The following is an 18,657-nucleotide window of genomic DNA, read 5'->3' on the forward strand; positions in this document are numbered from 1 at the left end:
AAGGTCAAATAGCCGTCTTAACACGATCGCAGCCGCGTCAGCACCAGCACCATTTCATCTACCGCACTTCTGACCGATGCTGTTGAAGCTCCTGAGTAGTTTGCAAGCATGCTCAGTGCCAGATCGGGATGATTGGGTGGCGTGAGGTAGCCCGACAACGCAACTACACCCGCAATCGTGCCTGTTTTGCCTTGCAATTTGCCTTGCGCCGCCGTATTGCGAAAGCGCTTTTTGAGCGTCCCGTTGATACCTGCTACCGCTAACGAATCACGAAAAACCTGTGCGTTTGGAGATTGAGCCATTGCTTGGAGCGTTTGCACCAACGCTTTGGGGGTGGCACGATCGCGGCTTGCCAAACCAGAGCCATCAACCATGCGATAGCCTGCGGCATTGACACCCAAGGGTGTGAGTGTGGCTTTTACAGCCGCAATACCACTAGTCGTCGCATCCTGGCTAATGGCCGTTTGTGTGGCTCCCAGGGTTTTCAGCAGTGCTTCGGCATACGTATTGTTGCTTTCGCGGTTGGTTTCAATGAGCAGTTGCGCCAGAGGAGCTGATTCTATGGCAGCAAGTTCCACCAGGCCGGATGGGGCAGGAGTAGTTTTAACGACGGTCGCACGCTGAATGAGGATATTGGCATTGATAAGCACGGTGCGGAATTTGTCGATCAAATAGTTGCCAGGGTTGGGGATAGAGACTGCGATCGGCTCCGATTCTGACCCAACCCGCAATTGTCCGCTGACTTGAATGATCCGCTGTGCCGTGCGTACCGCATCCACATACTCGCCACCATTGGCAGAAACCGTCACGGACTGATTCCGAAGGCTCCAGCTAGCCGCGTCTGTTGGATCATCCCACTGCACTCGTAGTGGTTGTCCCACTCGTTGGGGAAACAGCGTAAGTCCAATACCATTCTGGTTCAGCATCAAGCTATTCACAGGCGCACCATACCCCTGGAGCGTATCATCTGTATCCCAGTTGGGGTTAACGGCAGCACCGCGAAAGTAAGTATCGTCCCCAATGAGTTGCTCTACTTGCTGTACCCCTTTCTGGCGAATCTGTTGGGCAAGGGTGGTGAGTTGGGCAGTGGTGAGGCTAGGATCGCCATGTCCAATAACGCGCAAGGTAACCAGATTGGGCTGGGGGCTATCGCCATATACAGCCGTACGAAAGCGGTATGTTGCTCCCAGTGCGTTCAGTACAGCGGCGGTGGTCAATAGCTTGTTGTTGGAAGCAGGGGCAAGCAGTGTCGTCGCGTTACGAGCAATCAGTGTTTTGCGGTTCGCAGGATTAGCCAGCGTTTGAACCACGATGCCCCAACGGACACCAGCCAACGCTTTTCGCTGAGTGATACGATCGATGGCGCTGCCTATCTGCGCTGGACAAAGGGTGCCTGCGGAGGCTTGCGCTAAAGACGTTGCTTGCACAAAAGCGTTGGTATTTAAAGGTGTTGCTGTCGGGCTGTGAGCCATGCTTGTCTGTACTGGCATGATAGGCACAAGCGAGATTGAAGCCGTAACAAGTAGCTTGAAGCGTCTAACAGAGGGTTCAAATTTCATCGATCGACAGCCAATAGGGTGAGAAGCACGTTTTGGGGAGGCAACCACAATCATTGTTATGTTGCAGTCTACGCTTTCCTGTTGCCTTCTTTGAGCGATCGGTTGAAGCGAAAGTTCCAAAAATACCTGTCTAAACGAATAGTACGCTTTCTCTCTGGCGGTAGAGGATATTCCAGAGCGGAAATGGAATGCTCGTATAGCCAAGTTAGCTCTGTAGCTTAGCACTACAGCGTTTGTTATGAGAACACGAAATCCTCAAGCAACGGACAAGGACGCTATTGTCTACGCCCGACGATCGCACGGTCATGCAGGGCTTTCATTCTTGACAACACTGGCATTTCTCCTCTCGCTGCTGAGCTTAGGCATCAGCGGTTTTTTGGCCTACCGCTTCCTTGATGTACAACAGGCAGTCTCGGTTGTAACTGATGCGCTGAATCAGAATGCAGCCCAGAAGCCTAACGCGGAGACATCGCAGACAACAAATCAACCGTCTACAAATCCAACAGCAAGTCAAACAACAGAGTCCCCTCAACCGTCTGCTCAGGCACCAACCAACAGTTTTAGCCAGCCAGGAACAACGCAACCTGCGATCGACAACAAAGCGCAGGTTGAAATTATCGCGGTCAACCGGATTCAAAATCCAAATACGAAGCTGCGGGACTTTGTCAACATCCAGTTTCGGGTGCGTCGAGTGGCTCCCAAAACCGATGCCATTGGCTATGAGCAGGGCGTGATCTACCCTGGCAGCACCACGGCGCGCAATCCAACGACAGGCGAACCGTATCAGGCCGTCGATCGCATTAATCGTGCCACCAGCAACATCTCTGTCAGCGACCTGAATCAAAACGCGACCGCTGACGCTTATGTGTGGATGCAAATTCCCGAAAGTACAAAAGGGATCGACATTCTCATCCCCAAAACGCAAGCGTTCAAGAACGTGACGATCGCAAACTAATGCTGCCGCTGTAACATGCACTCTGAGCGTTCCAAGAAATAGCGCTATGAGTAAAGGATGGTCGCCATTGCAAAGACTAGACGCACAGATTGAAGCCAGAGCGCAGGCCATCCGTGCGGATCGAGACTGGTGGCCCTGTCGGCGTGGGTGTGACGCTTGCTGTCGTCGCCTTGCTTATCCACCTGAGTTAAGTGCAGCCGAATGATGCAAGCTAAATTAAGATTCTCTAGAACGAAGTAATTCTACGACCCATACGTCTTCAAGTTCAATGCTTTCCCAGACCCGTCCTTCTAACACCACTACAAGCAGCCAAGTCTAGAAAGACTCGTGACTTAACTTGCCTCAGCCCTTCTTCAAGGCACTCAAATGGGTGAAGCAACACTCTAGGAGAGATCCACTTCAGATTCCTCAGTGTTGTAAGAAAGGGGGTAGCGACGACGCAGAAGCAAAAAGTATCCAGGCTTTTCTGCCTTTATGATCAATAAGACTTACGCATTTGCCCCAAACCCTAACTTTGGGGGCTTTAATTAGCTCGATTCCCACTTTCTTGTAGTTTGCTTCCCAAAGGGTATGCCCAAAGGGCTATGAATGGGGGGCTAGGGGGCGAAAGATGACCACTTTTGCGTAAGTCCTAACAAAAAAGATGATTAAAAAAGACTCACGATAGTGATTGGCTTAACTAGGGTTAAATACGCAACTATGATTGAACAAACACCGCTAAGAGCCGTCTCTTACCTGGCCCCAAACTGGTTTGGCTTTTATCAGGCAGTGGCAGAGTTTTTGAGTCGATCGCTGCTGCGAGAGGTGCAACTTGTGCAGGCAGTGTTTGATCCACTCGAAGATCCAGCGCTGTTGCAAGACCAATGGGATCTGGCTTTCATCTGTGGGCTGCCATTTCGCCGTTATTGTCAACGCGTGCCACATCAATTGCAAGCGGCAGTAGCACCCGTGATGCAAGCGCCCCGGTATCGCAATCAACCCATCTATTTTGCAGATGTCATTGTGCACGCAAGGAGTACTTTCAATAGTTTGGAACGTTTGAATGGGTCAATGTTCTGCTACAACGATCGCGGTTCCAATAGCGGCTATCATCTGGTACAGCAGCGCTTGCTCCAGAGTGGATCGCTACAGCCAACGCTGACCAACGCGATCGCATCTGGTTCTCATCAGCAATCCATCCGTTGGGTGCTGTCAGGACAAGCAGATTGGGCGACGATCGACAGCACCGTGTTAGAACAAGAGCTGCGTCAGTTTCCTGAACTCGCGCCTCAGCTTCGAGTAATCGAGTCCATTGGCCCATCGCCGATGCCACCCCTTGTAACAGCCACTCATTTGGGACGCGCGTTGGGCGATCGCACTCAAGTAGCTTTACTACAGCCCGATGAAGCACTGCAAACAGCTATGCAGCAGATGATGGTTCAACGCTATACTGCGGTCAAAGCGGCAGATTACACAGCTATCAATAACTGCCTGGACATAATGGCAGGGTGAAGACGAACCGACGTAGTTGCATGGCGCTGAGCATTTTGATAGATCTGCTTAAACAACGCGCGTTGGGTATGGCTACCGCCAAGTTCTTGAAGTCGGTGCATGACAGGCTTCAGCGTCGTAGCAGCAAGGCCCCAGTCTGCTTGAGCGTGAGCAATCAATCCCTGAGCTGTGGGCACAGCAACCTCTAGCCATGCTCGACGCTGAGATCGATCGACGGTTTGGGCATGGGCTTGAAGGCTGTCTAGCATTTCTGCAACCCACGCCATTTTGCCTGCCCGCGCCATCGCATAGAGCGCATGCAGGTCTTGAAACGGTAACGCATGCTCATGCAGTCGAAACCGCAGGTAACTACTTAGCGCCTGCCAGCGATCGCCTACATCCACGCCCTGCAACTCTAGCCGCAAGAGTAGGGCGATCGCCCCGACCTGATCTTTGGGGGTTTCTTTGCGAGCATGCCCCCACACACGGGTGTCATACAGTTCCAGCACCGTTTGCCAGTCACCCTGCTTTAGGTAATAAAGGGCGACATGCCACCAGTTATGCGTCAGCAGCATGGAATTGCAGGCTACCCAGGTATCGGCATGGTGTTCCATCCACGCAATGCCTTCAGCGACTCGACCTTGCGTTTCCAGTACATGAGCAACCGCGTGTTGTGCCCAGGAATCATGCCGATTCATGGTGACAGCTCTCCGTCCGATCGTTTCAGCTTGCTGCAAAGCACCACATTGCTCTAGCCCAAACGCCAGCATGCCGTAGAGATAGTGATTATTAGCGTTAGCAGGCAGCACGGTTTCTGCAAGGCGCTTCAGGTTGGTTGCTTCCCCCCGGTAGAAATAGTGATATTGCCCCTGCTGCACCGAGATCAAATCCTGAGGATAGCTTTGAGCGATCGCCTCGTGCCATTGAATCGCTCGATCAATGGCTCCTGCGGCCCAGGCGGCGATCGCCTGAATGTACCACTGCTCGCGCTGGGTTGCCTGACGAGCGTACTGCTGAGCCGACTGAAGGTGACGGATCGCCTGACTACGATCGACCGCATTCTCTTGAGATAGAAAATGGGCAGCCGCATAGGCATGGGCGATCGCGCAGCTTGGGTCGGCGGCAAGCGCTTGGCTGATTGCGACCTCAGCGTCTTTGCCATAGCCGAGCGCCTGTTGCACAAAGTCGTTAAGGTGAACGATCGCGATCGGCGAAACGCTGGTGACCGCAAGGTCTTGAATATCTTTAAGCATAGAAAATATCTAACGCCCGTAACTCCAACACCGGATCAGGTTAACACATAATACGATTATTCGGTCGGAATACGGTATTTTGCATTCACCAGACTTTCTTGCTCAGATGAGCGGTGTGAAGGTGCGTGCAGTAGACGCTTCAAGCTCCTGATGAATGCATCAATACGCCCCAAGGTGCAAACGCATTATCAATCCCTCTATGAGCTGGGGCCAATTCGGGGTAATGGCGGCGCAGAACCGTGAGCATTGTGTTGTTTTCAATCCAGTCCAGTCCAAACTGGGTATACACTTCAGCCCGGTAATCTTTGGTGAAGAAGCGATCGCTCTTCAGCCGTCGAGATGCCATCAGAATAAACACCCGAAACGCTGTATCGCTAAAGCCGAACCCTTCCGGCAAGTCTTCGGCATACAAACCAACCATCAAATCTACACTGTCCACATCGTTGTTATAGACCTCGCGCAATTCCTTTGCCCACACTGGGTTGCTAGTAATGTCCTCAAACGATTTAACGCGTCCGCGACCAAGCAATTCACGGAAGCGATTGTAACGTGGCACTCCCCGTTCTCGGTCTCGCAAAATATCAACCGCTGCTAGATCAAACGCGTCTCCATTCTCTTTCACCAGCTTTCGCAAGAAGTGGGGATAGTTGTGCAACGTCACTGCACCCGGATGCATCAACCCAAACGAGTAGAATAAATCCGCCATCGGGATGGATTCCATCAGCAGACGGGCCTGCTTACCAAACAGGTCAAACAGAGTGTTTGTTTGAATCAATTTGCCCGTCTTGATGGAATGGAACTCATATTCATCTCGCACCAGGGGATGCATCCGATATACAGAAGTGAATTCTTCAGTCAGGTAGTAGGGAGCGCTATGATGATCGGTGGAAGAGCCCACAATGCCGCTCAGAATCTCACTATCGCCAATGCGCCCAAAAATGCGTTTGAAGTCAGGCCCCAGAATGCCCCACCAATTGGCATGAAGCGAAATTTTGGTCGCAGGATGGGGCAGAATGGCGGGAGTCCATTCGACGGTGTGAATTTTTGCGGTTAACGCGGCAATGATCAAGCGCGCATGATTAAACAGTTGATCATCGTTCCAATCTGGATATTCCCGTTTTAGATGATCGCAAACCACATTATGTTCTTTGACAAAAAGGGTATGTAGCAATCCCATTGCTAACCACCAGGTGCCTGGATTGCCCACGCGATCGATGCCGGTAGTTGGATCAATGGGCAGTAATCCATCCTTTCCAATCTGCATCTTCCCATCTACATGGGAACGTAGCTCGTCAATCCGCTCCTGGCTACTACCGTAGATTTGGGACGCATCCCACCAATGAGTTTCGTGGTTGATAAAGGTTGCAGGATGGTTAGAATCACCTGTACGGGTGGGATCATCGAGCGTCTTGTCGATCGCCAGCGGTTGGTGATGTTCCTGTTCCCAAGGGTCATCGGGTGTTAAAGGAACATTGATTTTATGATCAGGCTGGTTGTTACCATGACTGAACCAATCATGCGTTTCAAACTGAATCCACGCAGCGGCTAACAAATTTAAGATCGTAGCGGGTTTGAATTCCTCTCGTGCCAGTAGTTTGCTACTCACCAAACGGGGGCTTGGCTTGAGTAAATTTGCCTCATCGACGATCGCATCGTTTAAAGGCACATTACGCCCAAAGCGAGTGCCTACCATGCCCATTTCTGGATGCTCAAGGTCGTTATAGCTGCCATCTGCTGTGCGAGCCATTAAGTGGTGACCATCGGCACTTGGTGCAGGAGGGCGCGGCAATTTGTCTTTTTGCGGTAATTGGGATGTGTCATGAAGATTTTTGTCTCGTAACACTTGACGAAACTTAAATAATTCGAGCAAGGCTAAAGGGGTAGGTAGCTGATGCCAGAGTTTTTTAGACATTGTGCGATCGCCTCACGAAGACCATTAACAATAAAAAAATTAACAAGTTAGTTTTTCGTCAACATACTTGTTGAAAGCACTAGGGGCTGTCATCAATGACTCATGCAGATGGCTTGCAGCAGAGATTCTAGCCCCTAGTCTCGTTTGTTAGGACGGGCGCGATTATGCCGATACCTCAAGCTTTCTGAGCTTGATTGATGACGCGCCCCAGCAGAAGCACTCTAGCAACTTCCATAGAGGGAGGCAGCACCCTTTCGGGTACTATCAGATTTTGCATGAGCTTTGTAGAATAGCGTGCATGAATCAACTGAGAGAAAAATCAAAAGGTCGTCGCTAGTGCTTCGTTGCGTCATTGCTTATTCAAGTGCTGGTGGTGCCTCCTGACGATGTACTAGTGAGGATCACTCAAGGACTGATCGAGCCGCTTTCTGACGAAATACTACCGTTATCTAACGTGCTACTGCTCAAAAATCAGGCAGTTGTTTATATTCGCTCAATAAAACTTATTGCTAAAGATCATACCAATGCAAAGCTCTGAGAAAATTACACCATTTGATCAGGCAATTCAGGCTAATGATGCTCTACCGAGTGATTACACAGCCTGGAATGCTGACGAAAAGCAGAGGTTCTTGTGGCATGAACGCATTCTGCCTTCTCAATACGATCGCCTGCCTGCACTTAAGAAAATTGATGTCATTGGCTTATTTCTCACGGTTCTCAACGCAAAGATGGATTGCACCTCTGATGAAGCGCCACGGCATTGGAAAAAAGCCATTCACGCTCATGCCAGCGTCGCAACAATTAAATTTGTGCCAGTGCCAGATATGCCCTTCACAGGATTGTTTAAGGGTGCTGATTATGGACTTTTGCGCTTATCTCTTACTGGAAAACCCGACGATCGTGGTTTTGCACCGGGTCTGGCAGTGAAATTTTTGATTGATGGGCAACCATCAGCCAATTTTTCAGCGCTGGTATCGCTGGATGGACAGGGTAGAAACTATAACTTTTTTGCTCACGAGTTTTCCAATATTGTGCCTGTGGTCAATCATCTTGGCCCAAAATTGATTAATTTGATCTTTAGGCGAGCCTCTCGCTTTCCCACAAAGCTTGATCTTCAAAATTTAGGAGCCGTTGATCAAAATGGGCGGGCAGAGAAAGCGCCTCATTATCCTTTACGTATTTTTTTAGTGCCTAATCCATCGGTGCAGTTTGTCGAAACGCCTCATGATTTTAGAACTGATCTAGCGACAATCTCACCAGGAACACCGCTGTTTTCAGTGTATGGGGTTGAGCCAGCAACGGGGAATGACGACGTTGATCGAGCAGACTATCGACAAAAAGCTCAGCTCATTGGCTCGATCGAAACGACATCAGAATTTGTGTCATCTGACTATGGCGATCGACGCTTGTTCTTTAGACATCAGCGCTTTCGTAGTCAATAAATGTATGGCAATCAGGAATTGTTGATTTAAGCTTGTATGCATTCTCAGCACTCAAAACCTAAACATTCAACCCAATGAGGTGATGGAATGACCATAACAACAGTGACAACAGCCGACATGACCAACATGTCTCAAGCCGAACTCGATGATCTGTATCAGAAAAGTCCCGCAGGTGCTCTACCTGATGGCGATAGTCAGGGTACGGCAATGGTGCTTCCAGGTTCCTGGTTGAGCAAGGTGCTGATGCCGTTGATCAAGGGATTGGCCTGGAAAGGAAAAGTTTTTCATCGAGATCAGGAGTACCTGTTCAATAAAGTGTCTCCCTTTGGTATCCAGCTAGTGAAGGCGCAAATTTACAAAGGTGATAGCTGGGTTGATGGTGGAGACGCGATCGTCTTGGACTATGCCAAAACGTCTTTTGTGGCACATAAAATCCGAGATGAAATCCGAGAAGTGGCACCAGGGCTTTATCTAGGGCAGGCATATTGGGGTAAAACAAGAGTTTTGAATTTCATTCTTGAGTTCTAAAGAGTAGGAGCACAAGGTCTTGTGTCCTACAGAGGCAAAGATGGATCAAGATGAATGCACGATGGTGAGATGATCAGCGCTGTATCATCACAACTATGAATCAAATCCTATTGAAACTGAGTTATGGATCATGGTACATCAAGTTCCACTTACCATCATTACCAAGATAAAGCCTGACAGCATGGAGCAGCTTAAGCGATCGCTTGAGCTAATGAGCAAAGATGTTGGCTCGAATGCAATCCTTCCCTTTACGCGATTCACTCAGGTTCACTTTGCCCGCTTTGTGGTTTTGGAAGAGTCTCGTGATTTAAACAATCAAGTGATTCAACCCAGCCTCGCCTTTTCCAGTGAAATTGATGCGCCATTAGAACGGTATTTCCATGATCTCGTGGATATTGCTGGGGATGGGTTGGATGAGATTTATAGCCACTGTGTAGGATATCCATCTCCAGACGATCGCACTCGGCAAAACCGTTTGGCCTATCTTCAGGCCCATCAGGTCAAGGTTCAGGCCTTTTATGTAAATACAATCAATCGAACGGTGCCGCAGATCCATCAAGAGGCAAAACTGCGTGACCAGATTGAAGTCTTTGCGGATCAACAACAGGCTAAATGGGCATGGATTGGTTGGAATAGCCTCAAAGTGCGGCAGGCGATTCCAACCTATCTCAAAGGGGAGCGATCGCTCAGTTGGTCTTTAGCACCTGTTCCATCTCCCAGCCTGGTCTGGCGTCTTGGCGAAACCATCCATCTCATTGGGGGACTGTTACTCATTCTAATGCTGGGTTTAGCCTTTTTACCATTCTCTCCCATTTATGTAGCCATTTTACGCCGTAAGGAAACACAGGATGCCCAGCACGATCGGCTCCGGTTGAGCAGTAAAGAGCGTGATGAACTCGCCATCCGGGAAGATCACGTGGTGCAGAATCAGTTTAGCGCCGTGGGATTAATTAAACCTGGCTTCTTTCGGATCACAACGGTAAGAGTGCTGCTATGGCTTGTAAATTTCACGGCGCGTCATATCTTCAATCATGGCAACCTTGCTGGCGTGCCCTTGCTCAACCTGGATGGAGTCGATACCATTCATTTCGCACGCTGGATCGTCATTGATGAAGGGCGGCGGGTGTTGTTTATGAGTAACTATGACGGCAGCCTGGAAAGCTACATGAATGATTTTATTAATAAGGTTGCCTGGGGCTTGAATGCTGTCTTTAGCAATGGAGTGGGGTATCCCAAAACGCGCTGGCTAGTGCTGGACGGCGCAAAGGATGAACAGGCCTTTAAGGCGTTCCTTCGCCAACGTCAAATGGTGACTCAGGTTTGGTATACGGCTTACCCACAGCTTACAGCGGTTAATTTGAGCAACAATGCGGCGCTTCGGGCTGGATTGAGCAAGCCTTTAAATCCATCAGAAACGGATGCATGGCTACGTCGATTGTAAGCTAGCGATCGCCCGACGCTTATTTTCAGAAGTACTCGTTTCAGAAGTACTCGTTTCAGAAACACAGTCCCATAGCCTTTCCTACACCCTATACCTCACGCCCTATACCCTTTCCTACACCCTATACCCGTTTGACTCGCTATGTCTACCCTTGAACTCCAGGATATCCAGGGCATTATCGTCCGGGGTTACTCTAATCTAGAAGCGGCCAGTTTTGTCTTACTGAGTATTCAGAACGCGGTGTCGGCCCGACACTGGCTTGGTTCGCTGGTCGATCGGATTCAGAATGGGCACGATCGACCTTCAGACACCTGTTTAAATCTTGCCTTTACCTGTGATGGTCTAAAGGCATTGGGACTGGATCAAGCGACACTGGATACCTTCTCAACTGAGTTTCGGGAAGGCATGACACCACCCTATAAAAGCCGTGTATTGGGTGATCACGGCGATAATGCACCTGCTTTATGGGATTGGGGTAGCGGCATTCACTCGCCCTCTATCCACATCATGCTTATGTTGTATGCCGCCGATGAGGGTAAACTCATATCCTTCTATGATGAGTTGGCAAACGCCTTTGGCAGTGGTGGCGTAGCCCTGATCCGTAAATTAGACACGTTCATGTTGAAAGATGAACACGGTGGCTTTCGGGAACATTTTGGGTTTCGGGATGCGATCGGGCAACCAATTGTAGAAGGACTGAGCAAAACAGGTTCACCCGATAACACAATCAAAGCAGGTGAATTTATTTTGGGCTATCCCAATGAGTATGGACTGTTGACAGAGACTCCCACGGTGAGCGCTCAGCGCGATCGCCAGAATCTTTTGCCGGAGGGGCAGAATGGCCCTGAAGAGCATGATCTGGGGCGCAACGGCAGCTATGTTGTGTTCAGGCAATTGGGGCAGAAAGTACAGGCATTCTGGCAGTTTTTGGATGGTGTCACTCAACAAAGTGATGGCACCAGCGATCCAAAGGCTCGCGTGCAGTTAGCGTCTAAGATTGTGGGACGTTGGCCCAGTGGCACACCGTTGGTACAAGCGCCCGATCGCGATCAGTCAAAGCTTGGAGATAAGAATGAGTTTGCGTATCATCACGCTGATCCTCACGGCTTTAAATGTCCGCTAGGTGCTCATATTCGGCGTTCCAATCCCCGTGATTCGCTCGATCCTCAACCAGGTACACCTAAGTCGATCGCGATCAATAAAACCCATCGACTGTTACGGCGCGGTCGCACCTATGGAAAACCAGTGGCAGACTCTCTGAATCCCCAGGACATGCTGAAGGCTGAGGAGACGGGGGAAAGAGGCATTCACTTTATCTGCATCAGTGCCAACATTGCGCGTCAGTTTGAATTCGTCCAACAAACCTGGCTCAATAATCCTAAATTCAATGGGTTGTATAGCGATACCGATCCATTAGTGGGCGATCGTGCTCCTGGTGGTGTTGGAACCGCAAACGCTTTCACCGCACAGGCCCAACCCGTGAGAAACCGTGTAATGGGGCTTCCTAACTTTGTGGTGGTGCGGGGAGGCGCTTACTTTTTCTTGCCAAGCATCCGTGCCTGCCGCTATCTCGCATCCCTTTCCATCTGAACCCGCCATGAACTCAAACACCAGTCGTCCGGTGCCACCTGCCAATACTGGCTCTGCTTTTTTAAACTGGGTCAGCAACACAGCAACGTTCCTGTTGCAGATGGAACGGCGAATTGACCCTTGCATTCGACCTGCGTTTGATGCAGTGCTGCGCGATCCGATCGCGAATCTAACCACTGCACTCATCAACCTGAAGCGCCCCAACGAAGGCTTGAAGCTTGCCGAGGAAAAGCCGCTTCCCGATGAAGAGGACTTTCTCAACTCGATCATCACCACCTTTGAAAAGCAAATGCGTGGACTGTGGAAACCCGGTGGCTTTGAGCGGGGTGGCAATACGAAAACCCACGGCATTGTACGCGGCGAGTTTATGGTTCACGATGATCTGCCTGATGCATTTCGACACGGTATCTTCGCGCAACCACAGACATTTCCTGCCTGGGTGCGGTTTTCTGGCCCTGGCCCTTACGTCACACCAGATATCGACGATGTGGGTTTTATGAGTATCAGCATTAAGTTGATGGGTGTGCCCGGCCCAAAGTTGATGGATGAGGAGGCGTTCACGCAAGATTTATTTGGCGTTTCCACACCGACCTTTGTGACACCTGATACGAAAGCGAATGCTCAGTTGCAGATCGAGAGTTTGAAGAACGCACAGTTATATTATTTCGTGAATTTCGATCGACCCCACATCCTGGATCTCATCATGCAGTCGCTGTGGATTAAGACGCAAAGCAGCCCGTTTGAAGCACCCTATTTTAGCTGCGTTCCCTATCTTTTGGGGGAAGGGCAGGCCATGCAGTATTCGGTGTGGCCCAAAACCAGGAAGCGGACTCCGATTCCAAAGTTGCCATGCCGTCCGCCTGATGATTATCTGCGTGAGGCGATGGTTTCTGCACTGGCAGAAGACGATGTGGAGTTTGACATTCGACTGCAACTGCAAACCGACCCACACCTGATGCCGATCGAAAACAACGCGGTTCTCTGGCCTGAACGGTTGTCACCCCGTGTATCCGTCGCAACGCTGCGTCTCCCTCAACAGATCTTTGACTCGCCTGCACAAATGGACTTTGCCAAACGTCTCTCCTACAATCCGTGGCACTGCATTCCTGAGCATCGTCCCTTGGGCAATCAAAGTCGGGCGCGACGACGAATGTATGCAGAACTTTCCAAACTGCGACAGTCGATGAATGCTGTGCCTCACTACGAACCAACGGGAGATGAAGTGTTTAAATAATGGCTTCTGGTGGCACGATCGACCCACGCGGTTGTCAATCGTAAAAAGCAATCGTCAAAAGATTCACAGACTAAAATCCAAAAGTACGATCGCTTAGTTTATACAAACCCTATTTAACTGCCAATCGGCAAGAGAGCAATGATGGATAACTTGAAAGCAATTAAATGCGCCCTTCTATCTCAAGAAATTTACAATGATTTTACGCAGCTTAAGTTTGCTGATTTTCCTGACATTACGCCCGCGTGGATTAACCAGGCAACGACAGATACCCAGGGTGCCCTTCTGGTTGATGGGAATGACTCCTCTCTCTACATCGTGTTTCGAGGGAGTGAGCAACGATTGGATTGGCACACCAACTTTGAGTTTTCTCAAAAAGAGGCAGACTTTCAGCAAGCCGTGATTGAACAGCAAATTGTGCAGAACCGGGCGCAAGTGTACCCTTACGCGGCTAAAAGTAGCTCTGGCGCAAAAATGCATCAGGGTTTTGTGGATGCTTACTTCTCTGTGCGAGAGCAAATTCACACCTACTTGCGCGATCATCCGACGACCCGTGTCACTGTGACAGGGCATAGCCTGGGTGGCGCTCTGGCGACTCTCTGCGCCGTTGATGTACAGTACAACTTTTCGTCGATCGCGATCGAGCTTTACACGTTTGGCGCGCCCAGAGTCGGCAACAGCGGGTTCTGCAAATCGTTTAACGAGCGCGTACCCAAGAGCTATCGGTTTATTTATGGTATGGACATTGTGCCAGCCTTGCCCAGACCGTGGCAGGGCTATAGCCATGTGGATGCTGAATACAGGCTTGGCCCGCGTCTCAGCCTCAACTTTTTGACCCAACGCTTCAAAGATCACGCCATCTCAAATTACCTGGATGCCTTGAAAAAACAGGCCACCTGATCACCCTCGATCCAGATCCTATTGATCAGCCTTCAAGGGCTGCGATCGCCTTTGAGGTTAAGATGCCAGGCTTTGTGCCTACCGAGAATATCTGGGCATCGTCTTTAACCCTTGTGCCGACCTTCAGGCATCCATCATCGGCATGAACAGGCTGAGAGTTCAAAGACTTTGTGTCACAGGCTTCTATACGTCCCTCAGAGGATGTCTGAGAAGCGGAAAGATGCTGCCTTTGCCCCCTCAATCTCCCGAATTTGGGGGACTTTCCAGCCAATTTCCCCCAAATTTGGGGGGCTAGGGGGGCGATTTGGGCGACAATCCTGACTTTTAAGACATCCTCTCAAAGTTAAGGGACTGACGATCGCTGTTTTAGGGACTTGCTGGGAAATGACATCCCACCGCTCATCCACTCATCTACCCATTCACCCCCTTCAGCCTGGGATTTTATTTGTTACCAGTTCCCTTACTGCACTAAATCCAACTTCAGCGTCCCAAACTTTGGTGACCAGAAGCCATCGTGCCCTTGAAAGAACGCGACCTCTTTGCATTTGCCACGACGATGCTCCAGCAGTGAACAGCGCAACATGACTTTTTCCTTACCCTCTTTGGTGTAGCGGTACCGCTCTAGCAACGCCCCACAAACGGGACAGGGCAAATCTGTAAAGGCTTCTGGATCGGGCGATCGCTGAGCATAGGGCAACTCATAGCGCTTCCCTTGAGGATTCCAGAACATCACCGTGCCACAGCCTGTCGCTCCACATTTGAGAAAATGATTTGCCTTCAGCTTCTTGGATTGCGATGGGACTTTTTGCATGGCCTCGCCACACTTGGGACAGGGGGTTTTTGTTACCGTTGCCTGCGCTTTGGAAGGGGTGGCAGTGGACGTTTGTGCAGTGGCTCCTTGTGAGCGTCGTACTCCATCGACAGGCAACCCTTGAGCGCTTTGGGTGTGCAGCAGTTGACTGGCCTTCGCCAACGCGGGCGCAAAGTAGGTGTGGTGCCAATCGGTTAAATAGGCCTGCCAGTCTTGTTTACCCTGGGCGATCGTGTCCAGGGCTGCTTCCATTTGTGCGGTAAACTCCGGCTGAATCAACTCTGGCAGTAGGGTTGCCAACGCCTCATCCAGGGCTAATCCCAGGGGAGTCGGCTGTAGCGTTGCTTTCTCTACCTGCACATACGCCCGATCTTTCAGCGTCTTGATCGTCGGCGCATAGGTGCTAGGTCGCCCGATGCCTCGGCGTTCCATCAACTGCACCAGCTTGGGTTCGGTATAGCGCGGTGGGGGTTGGGTTTGTTTTTTGTCGGCGGTGGCCTGTTTCAGGGTGAGTGGCTGTCCTTGTTGCAATGCAGGCAGTTGGGTATCGGCACTCAGGTTATTCCAGTAGCGCGTGTAGCCCGGAAACTCGACTACCTGTCCTTTCGCTTCCCATTGCACCGAGCCAGAGGTCGTGACGACGCGTGTTTTCCGCAACCGGGCAGGGTAACATTGAGAAGCCACGGCACGATTCCAAATCAACTCATACAGTTTGGTTTCGTCGGCACTCACGGTCAGTTGTGCAGGTAGGTGCGTCACATGTGTGGGACGAATCGCTTCATGTGCTTCCTGGGCACCTTTGACGGCTCGATGTCGGGTTGTTTTGCTGGGTACATTGGTGGGATCATGCTGCTCCAGGTATTGCCGCACGGCAGCACAAAAGGGTGCAGCTAAGGTCACGGAGTCGGTGCGCATGTAAGTAATATGGCCTGCTTCATACAGCGATTGCGCCACTTTCATCGTTTTGTCGGGGCTAAAGCGCAGTTTGGCTCCAGCGGCCTGTTGCAGGGATGAGGTAATGAAGGGTGGAGGTGGGGCTTGCTGTGCGACTTTGCCTTCGACGGTGGTCACGTGATGCGGATGGGTACGCGCGATCGCCACTAACCGATCGGCCTCTGCCTGAGTGGTCACGCGATCGGATTCCTGCCCATCCCTGCCTTCTTTGGCATCATCGGGGGTTTCTCGATCGGCTGACGCGTTGGCCTTTCGCTTTGCTTGATAGAACGCCTTGAACCCTTCTTGATACTCCACCCAAACGCTCCAGTAGTCCTGAGGCTTAAAGGCTTGAATTTCTTTTTCGCGCACACACAGCAGATGCAAGGTGGCGCTCTGCACTCGCCCCATCGATTTGGCACCAATGTTGAGCCGCCACACCACATGCTTGCTGCCCTTATAGCCCACCAGCTTATCGAGGCAATCGCGTGCACGCCCAGCCGCAATGAGGGCCTGATCGAGACTACGAGGCTGGGCGATCGCGGCTTTCACAGCCTGGGGTGTAATTTCGCTGTAGACTACTCGGCGCGGCTGTTTGAGTTTCAATGCCTGTTGCAAATGCCAGCCAATGGTTTCGCCTTCACGATCGGGGTCAGTGGCAATGTAGACAGCATCCGCTTGCTTCACGACTTGCCGCAGATCTGCTAGCACCTTTTGACCTCTGGCATCCCTCGGCTCGTAGCGACACTCAATGCGTTGGTCGAGCAGATCAAAGCCCAGCGCATCTTCGCCATCGTTTGCCAACTCCCGCACATGCCCCATGCTGGCTTTCACAATCCAACCGGGGCCAAGAATCTGACTCAGTTTTTTTGATTTGCCCGGACTCTCAATCAGCAGCAGGTTTGCCATGCGGTCAATGCCAGATCAGTCCTTCTATAGTACAGGTATTTTATAGTACAAACGATCTAAATTAAAAGGACATGACCCATTTTGTGGCCGATCGAAGCCTCAAGCTTTGGCACATGCCCTCGATCGTCAGCAGGTGCAAGGAAGATGTTGCGGTGGCTTAGTGCGTTGCTATGCGCTTTGTGAGCCGAACGGTAATCCCTGCTTTTGGGCGCAAGGTCATAGATGGCAACGGTGCCAGCAGTTGATCAGGCAACAGGGTGAGCTGCCATTTTTGGGCGATCGTGGCGAGCAACAAGACGGCTTCCATCAAGGCAAAGCTCTTACCCATGCAAACACGCGGCCCATCACCAAAGGGAAAGTAAACGCCTTTAGGCAACTGTTTTTCCAAATCGTGTTCCCATCGTTCAGGCTGAAATTGCAGTGGATTGGTAAAGTAACGCGCACTGCGATGCATGACCCAGGGGCTAAAGAGAAGAATGTATCCGGTTGGAATGTGATAGCCATCCAGGTCGTAGTCTTGAATGGGAGAACGCGCCAAGGAAAAGAGCGGTGGGTAAAGGCGCAAGGCTTCTTTGATGATCTGCTCGGTGTAACGGAGCTGGGGCAGATCGGCCAGGGTAGGGCTACGATCGCCCAGCACGGTTCCCAACTCACCCATCAGCTTGCGTTCGACAGGCGGGTTTTGTGCCAATAGCATCCAGACCCACGACAAAGCATTCGCGGTTGTTTCATGTCCTGCCAGAATCAAAGTGGACAGTTCGTCTCGCAGTTGGCGATCGCTCATCCGGCTACCGTCTTCATCTTGAGCCTGCAACAAAAGGGAAAGCAGATCGCCTGGATTGTCCCCACTCTGGCGACGTTGTTGAATCAGAGCATAAATGGCCTGATCCATCGTTTGAAGTGCCTGTTTGTAGCGACGATTGATCGGTGTCGGCAACCCGGTGAGCGGCAGAAAAGCTTGTTGTCGCCGACTGCTAAACCATTCCATCGCCACTTCTAGGGTCTGTGCGATGGTTTGTGCGGTTGCCCCAGCCATATCCACATTGAACAACGTCTTGGTGACAATGTTTAACGTTAATTGCATCATGGCTTGATGGATATCGCATACATCGCCCTCTTGCCATGTCTGAAGCATACGATCGGCATACAGCACCATCGTTTCACCATAGGCGGCAATGTGCTGTTGATGGAATACAGGCTGCATGAGTCGGCGTTGACGAGACCAAAACGACCCTTCGCTCGTCAGCAAGCCATCACCCACTAGACTGCGAACCGCTTGCCACGCTGGTGTATTTTTCGTAAACAGTTCTGGGTGTTTCAATACATGCTCAATGTGCTCAGGTTGAGTGAGCAGGCAGGCAGACGAGAAGAGAAAGCGTAAGGGCACAAGTTCCCCGTAGTCTTCAGCGCAGTGGGTCAGAAAGCCAAGGGGATCTTTTGCAAAATCAAAGGTGTTGCCCAGTAATAGTGAGCCTTTGGGTCGGGGAAACTGGTGTAAACCGTTGCTCATGGCAGTAGAGATGCCTGGAGTGGTGACTCTTGCACTTTACCGTATCGGCAACTCCAGATTGAGTGGTTTTCCAAAGAGGTTGTTTTCGTTTGTAGGAACGTTACCCGCAAGGTTCCTACGGCAAATCAACTGTAGCGATCGCAACATTTTTATATCACAACTAAAAAATCACCCTGATGGGTACCTTCAATCGCTGTAATCACAGTTACGTTG

Annotated in this window: 15 protein-coding genes; 9 read left to right on the top strand and 6 right to left on the bottom strand. The window is 50.8% G+C overall.

Features of this window, described 5'->3' with window-relative positions; genetic code table 11:
* Positions 1-17: 17 nt before the first annotated feature.
* A complete protein-coding gene (gene dacB / locus AC5JLP_RS31920; RefSeq protein WP_496071895.1) occupies positions 18-1,472 on the bottom strand; it encodes a D-alanyl-D-alanine carboxypeptidase/D-alanyl-D-alanine endopeptidase in 1,455 nt (484 codons plus the stop codon).
* Between the two features lie 325 nt (positions 1,473-1,797).
* Here dacB and AC5JLP_RS31925 point away from each other — a divergent pair, with 325 nt between their 5' ends.
* The 3 genes from AC5JLP_RS31925 (at position 1,798) to AC5JLP_RS31935 (ending at position 4,005) form a co-directional block, all read left to right on the top strand.
* Positions 1,798-2,514 carry a hypothetical protein gene (locus AC5JLP_RS31925; RefSeq protein ID WP_496071896.1) on the top strand — a complete coding sequence of 239 codons (717 nt, stop codon included), beginning with the start codon at positions 1,798-1,800 and terminating at the stop codon, positions 2,512-2,514.
* Positions 2,515-2,560: 46 nt separating this feature from the next.
* Entirely contained in the window at positions 2,561-2,719 is a 159-nt protein-coding gene (locus AC5JLP_RS31930; RefSeq protein ID WP_496071897.1) for a hypothetical protein, read from the top strand.
* Between the two features lie 494 nt (positions 2,720-3,213).
* A complete protein-coding gene (locus AC5JLP_RS31935; protein WP_496071898.1) occupies positions 3,214-4,005 on the top strand; it encodes a phosphate/phosphite/phosphonate ABC transporter substrate-binding protein in 792 nt (263 codons plus the stop codon).
* Here the strand turns inward: AC5JLP_RS31935 and AC5JLP_RS31940 are convergent.
* Positions 3,963-5,237: a tetratricopeptide repeat protein gene (locus AC5JLP_RS31940; RefSeq protein ID WP_496071899.1), complete on the bottom strand. Its 1,275-nt coding sequence runs from the start codon at positions 5,235-5,237 to the stop codon at positions 3,963-3,965. The two genes, AC5JLP_RS31935 and AC5JLP_RS31940, sit on opposite strands and share 43 nt — an antisense overlap.
* A gap of 139 nt (positions 5,238-5,376) precedes the next feature.
* Positions 5,377-7,149 (bottom strand): peroxidase family protein, encoded by a 1,773-nt coding sequence (locus tag AC5JLP_RS31945; protein ID WP_496071900.1) that lies wholly within the window; start codon positions 7,147-7,149, stop codon positions 5,377-5,379.
* Positions 7,150-7,673: 524 nt separating this feature from the next.
* On the opposite strand from AC5JLP_RS31945, the gene AC5JLP_RS31950 reads away from it, so the two are divergent.
* From AC5JLP_RS31950 to AC5JLP_RS31975, 6 genes are all read left to right on the top strand, one after another.
* The gene (locus AC5JLP_RS31950) at positions 7,674-8,591 is read left to right on the top strand and encodes a hypothetical protein (protein WP_496071901.1); all 918 of its coding nucleotides are present in this window, start codon (positions 7,674-7,676) and stop codon (positions 8,589-8,591) included.
* 87 nt (positions 8,592-8,678) lie between these two features.
* The gene (locus AC5JLP_RS31955; protein ID WP_496071902.1) at positions 8,679-9,119 is read left to right on the top strand and encodes a hypothetical protein; all 441 of its coding nucleotides are present in this window, start codon (positions 8,679-8,681) and stop codon (positions 9,117-9,119) included.
* 130 nt (positions 9,120-9,249) lie between these two features.
* A complete protein-coding gene (locus AC5JLP_RS31960; RefSeq protein ID WP_496071903.1) occupies positions 9,250-10,560 on the top strand; it encodes a hypothetical protein in 1,311 nt (436 codons plus the stop codon).
* 141 nt (positions 10,561-10,701) lie between these two features.
* Positions 10,702-12,150 (top strand): Dyp-type peroxidase, encoded by a 1,449-nt coding sequence (locus AC5JLP_RS31965; protein ID WP_496071904.1) that lies wholly within the window; start codon positions 10,702-10,704, stop codon positions 12,148-12,150.
* A gap of 7 nt (positions 12,151-12,157) precedes the next feature.
* Positions 12,158-13,384, top strand: coding sequence for a catalase family protein (locus AC5JLP_RS31970; RefSeq protein WP_496071905.1), 1,227 nt, complete (start codon positions 12,158-12,160; stop codon positions 13,382-13,384).
* A gap of 138 nt (positions 13,385-13,522) precedes the next feature.
* The gene (locus AC5JLP_RS31975; protein ID WP_496071906.1) at positions 13,523-14,281 is read left to right on the top strand and encodes a lipase family protein; all 759 of its coding nucleotides are present in this window, start codon (positions 13,523-13,525) and stop codon (positions 14,279-14,281) included.
* Positions 14,282-14,306: 25 nt separating this feature from the next.
* On the opposite strand, the gene AC5JLP_RS31980 is transcribed toward AC5JLP_RS31975, so the two are convergent.
* From AC5JLP_RS31980 to AC5JLP_RS31990, 3 genes are all read right to left on the bottom strand, one after another.
* Positions 14,307-14,444 (bottom strand): hypothetical protein, encoded by a 138-nt coding sequence (locus AC5JLP_RS31980; protein WP_496071907.1) that lies wholly within the window; start codon positions 14,442-14,444, stop codon positions 14,307-14,309.
* A 297-nt stretch (positions 14,445-14,741) separates the two neighbouring features.
* Entirely contained in the window at positions 14,742-16,934 is a 2,193-nt protein-coding gene (gene topA, locus AC5JLP_RS31985) for a type I DNA topoisomerase (RefSeq protein WP_496071908.1), read from the bottom strand.
* 157 nt (positions 16,935-17,091) lie between these two features.
* Positions 17,092-18,444 carry a cytochrome P450 gene (locus AC5JLP_RS31990; protein ID WP_496071909.1) on the bottom strand — a complete coding sequence of 451 codons (1,353 nt, stop codon included), beginning with the start codon at positions 18,442-18,444 and terminating at the stop codon, positions 17,092-17,094.
* Positions 18,445-18,657: the final 213 nt, after the last annotated feature.

The organism is Stenomitos rutilans (genome assembly GCF_059505485.1).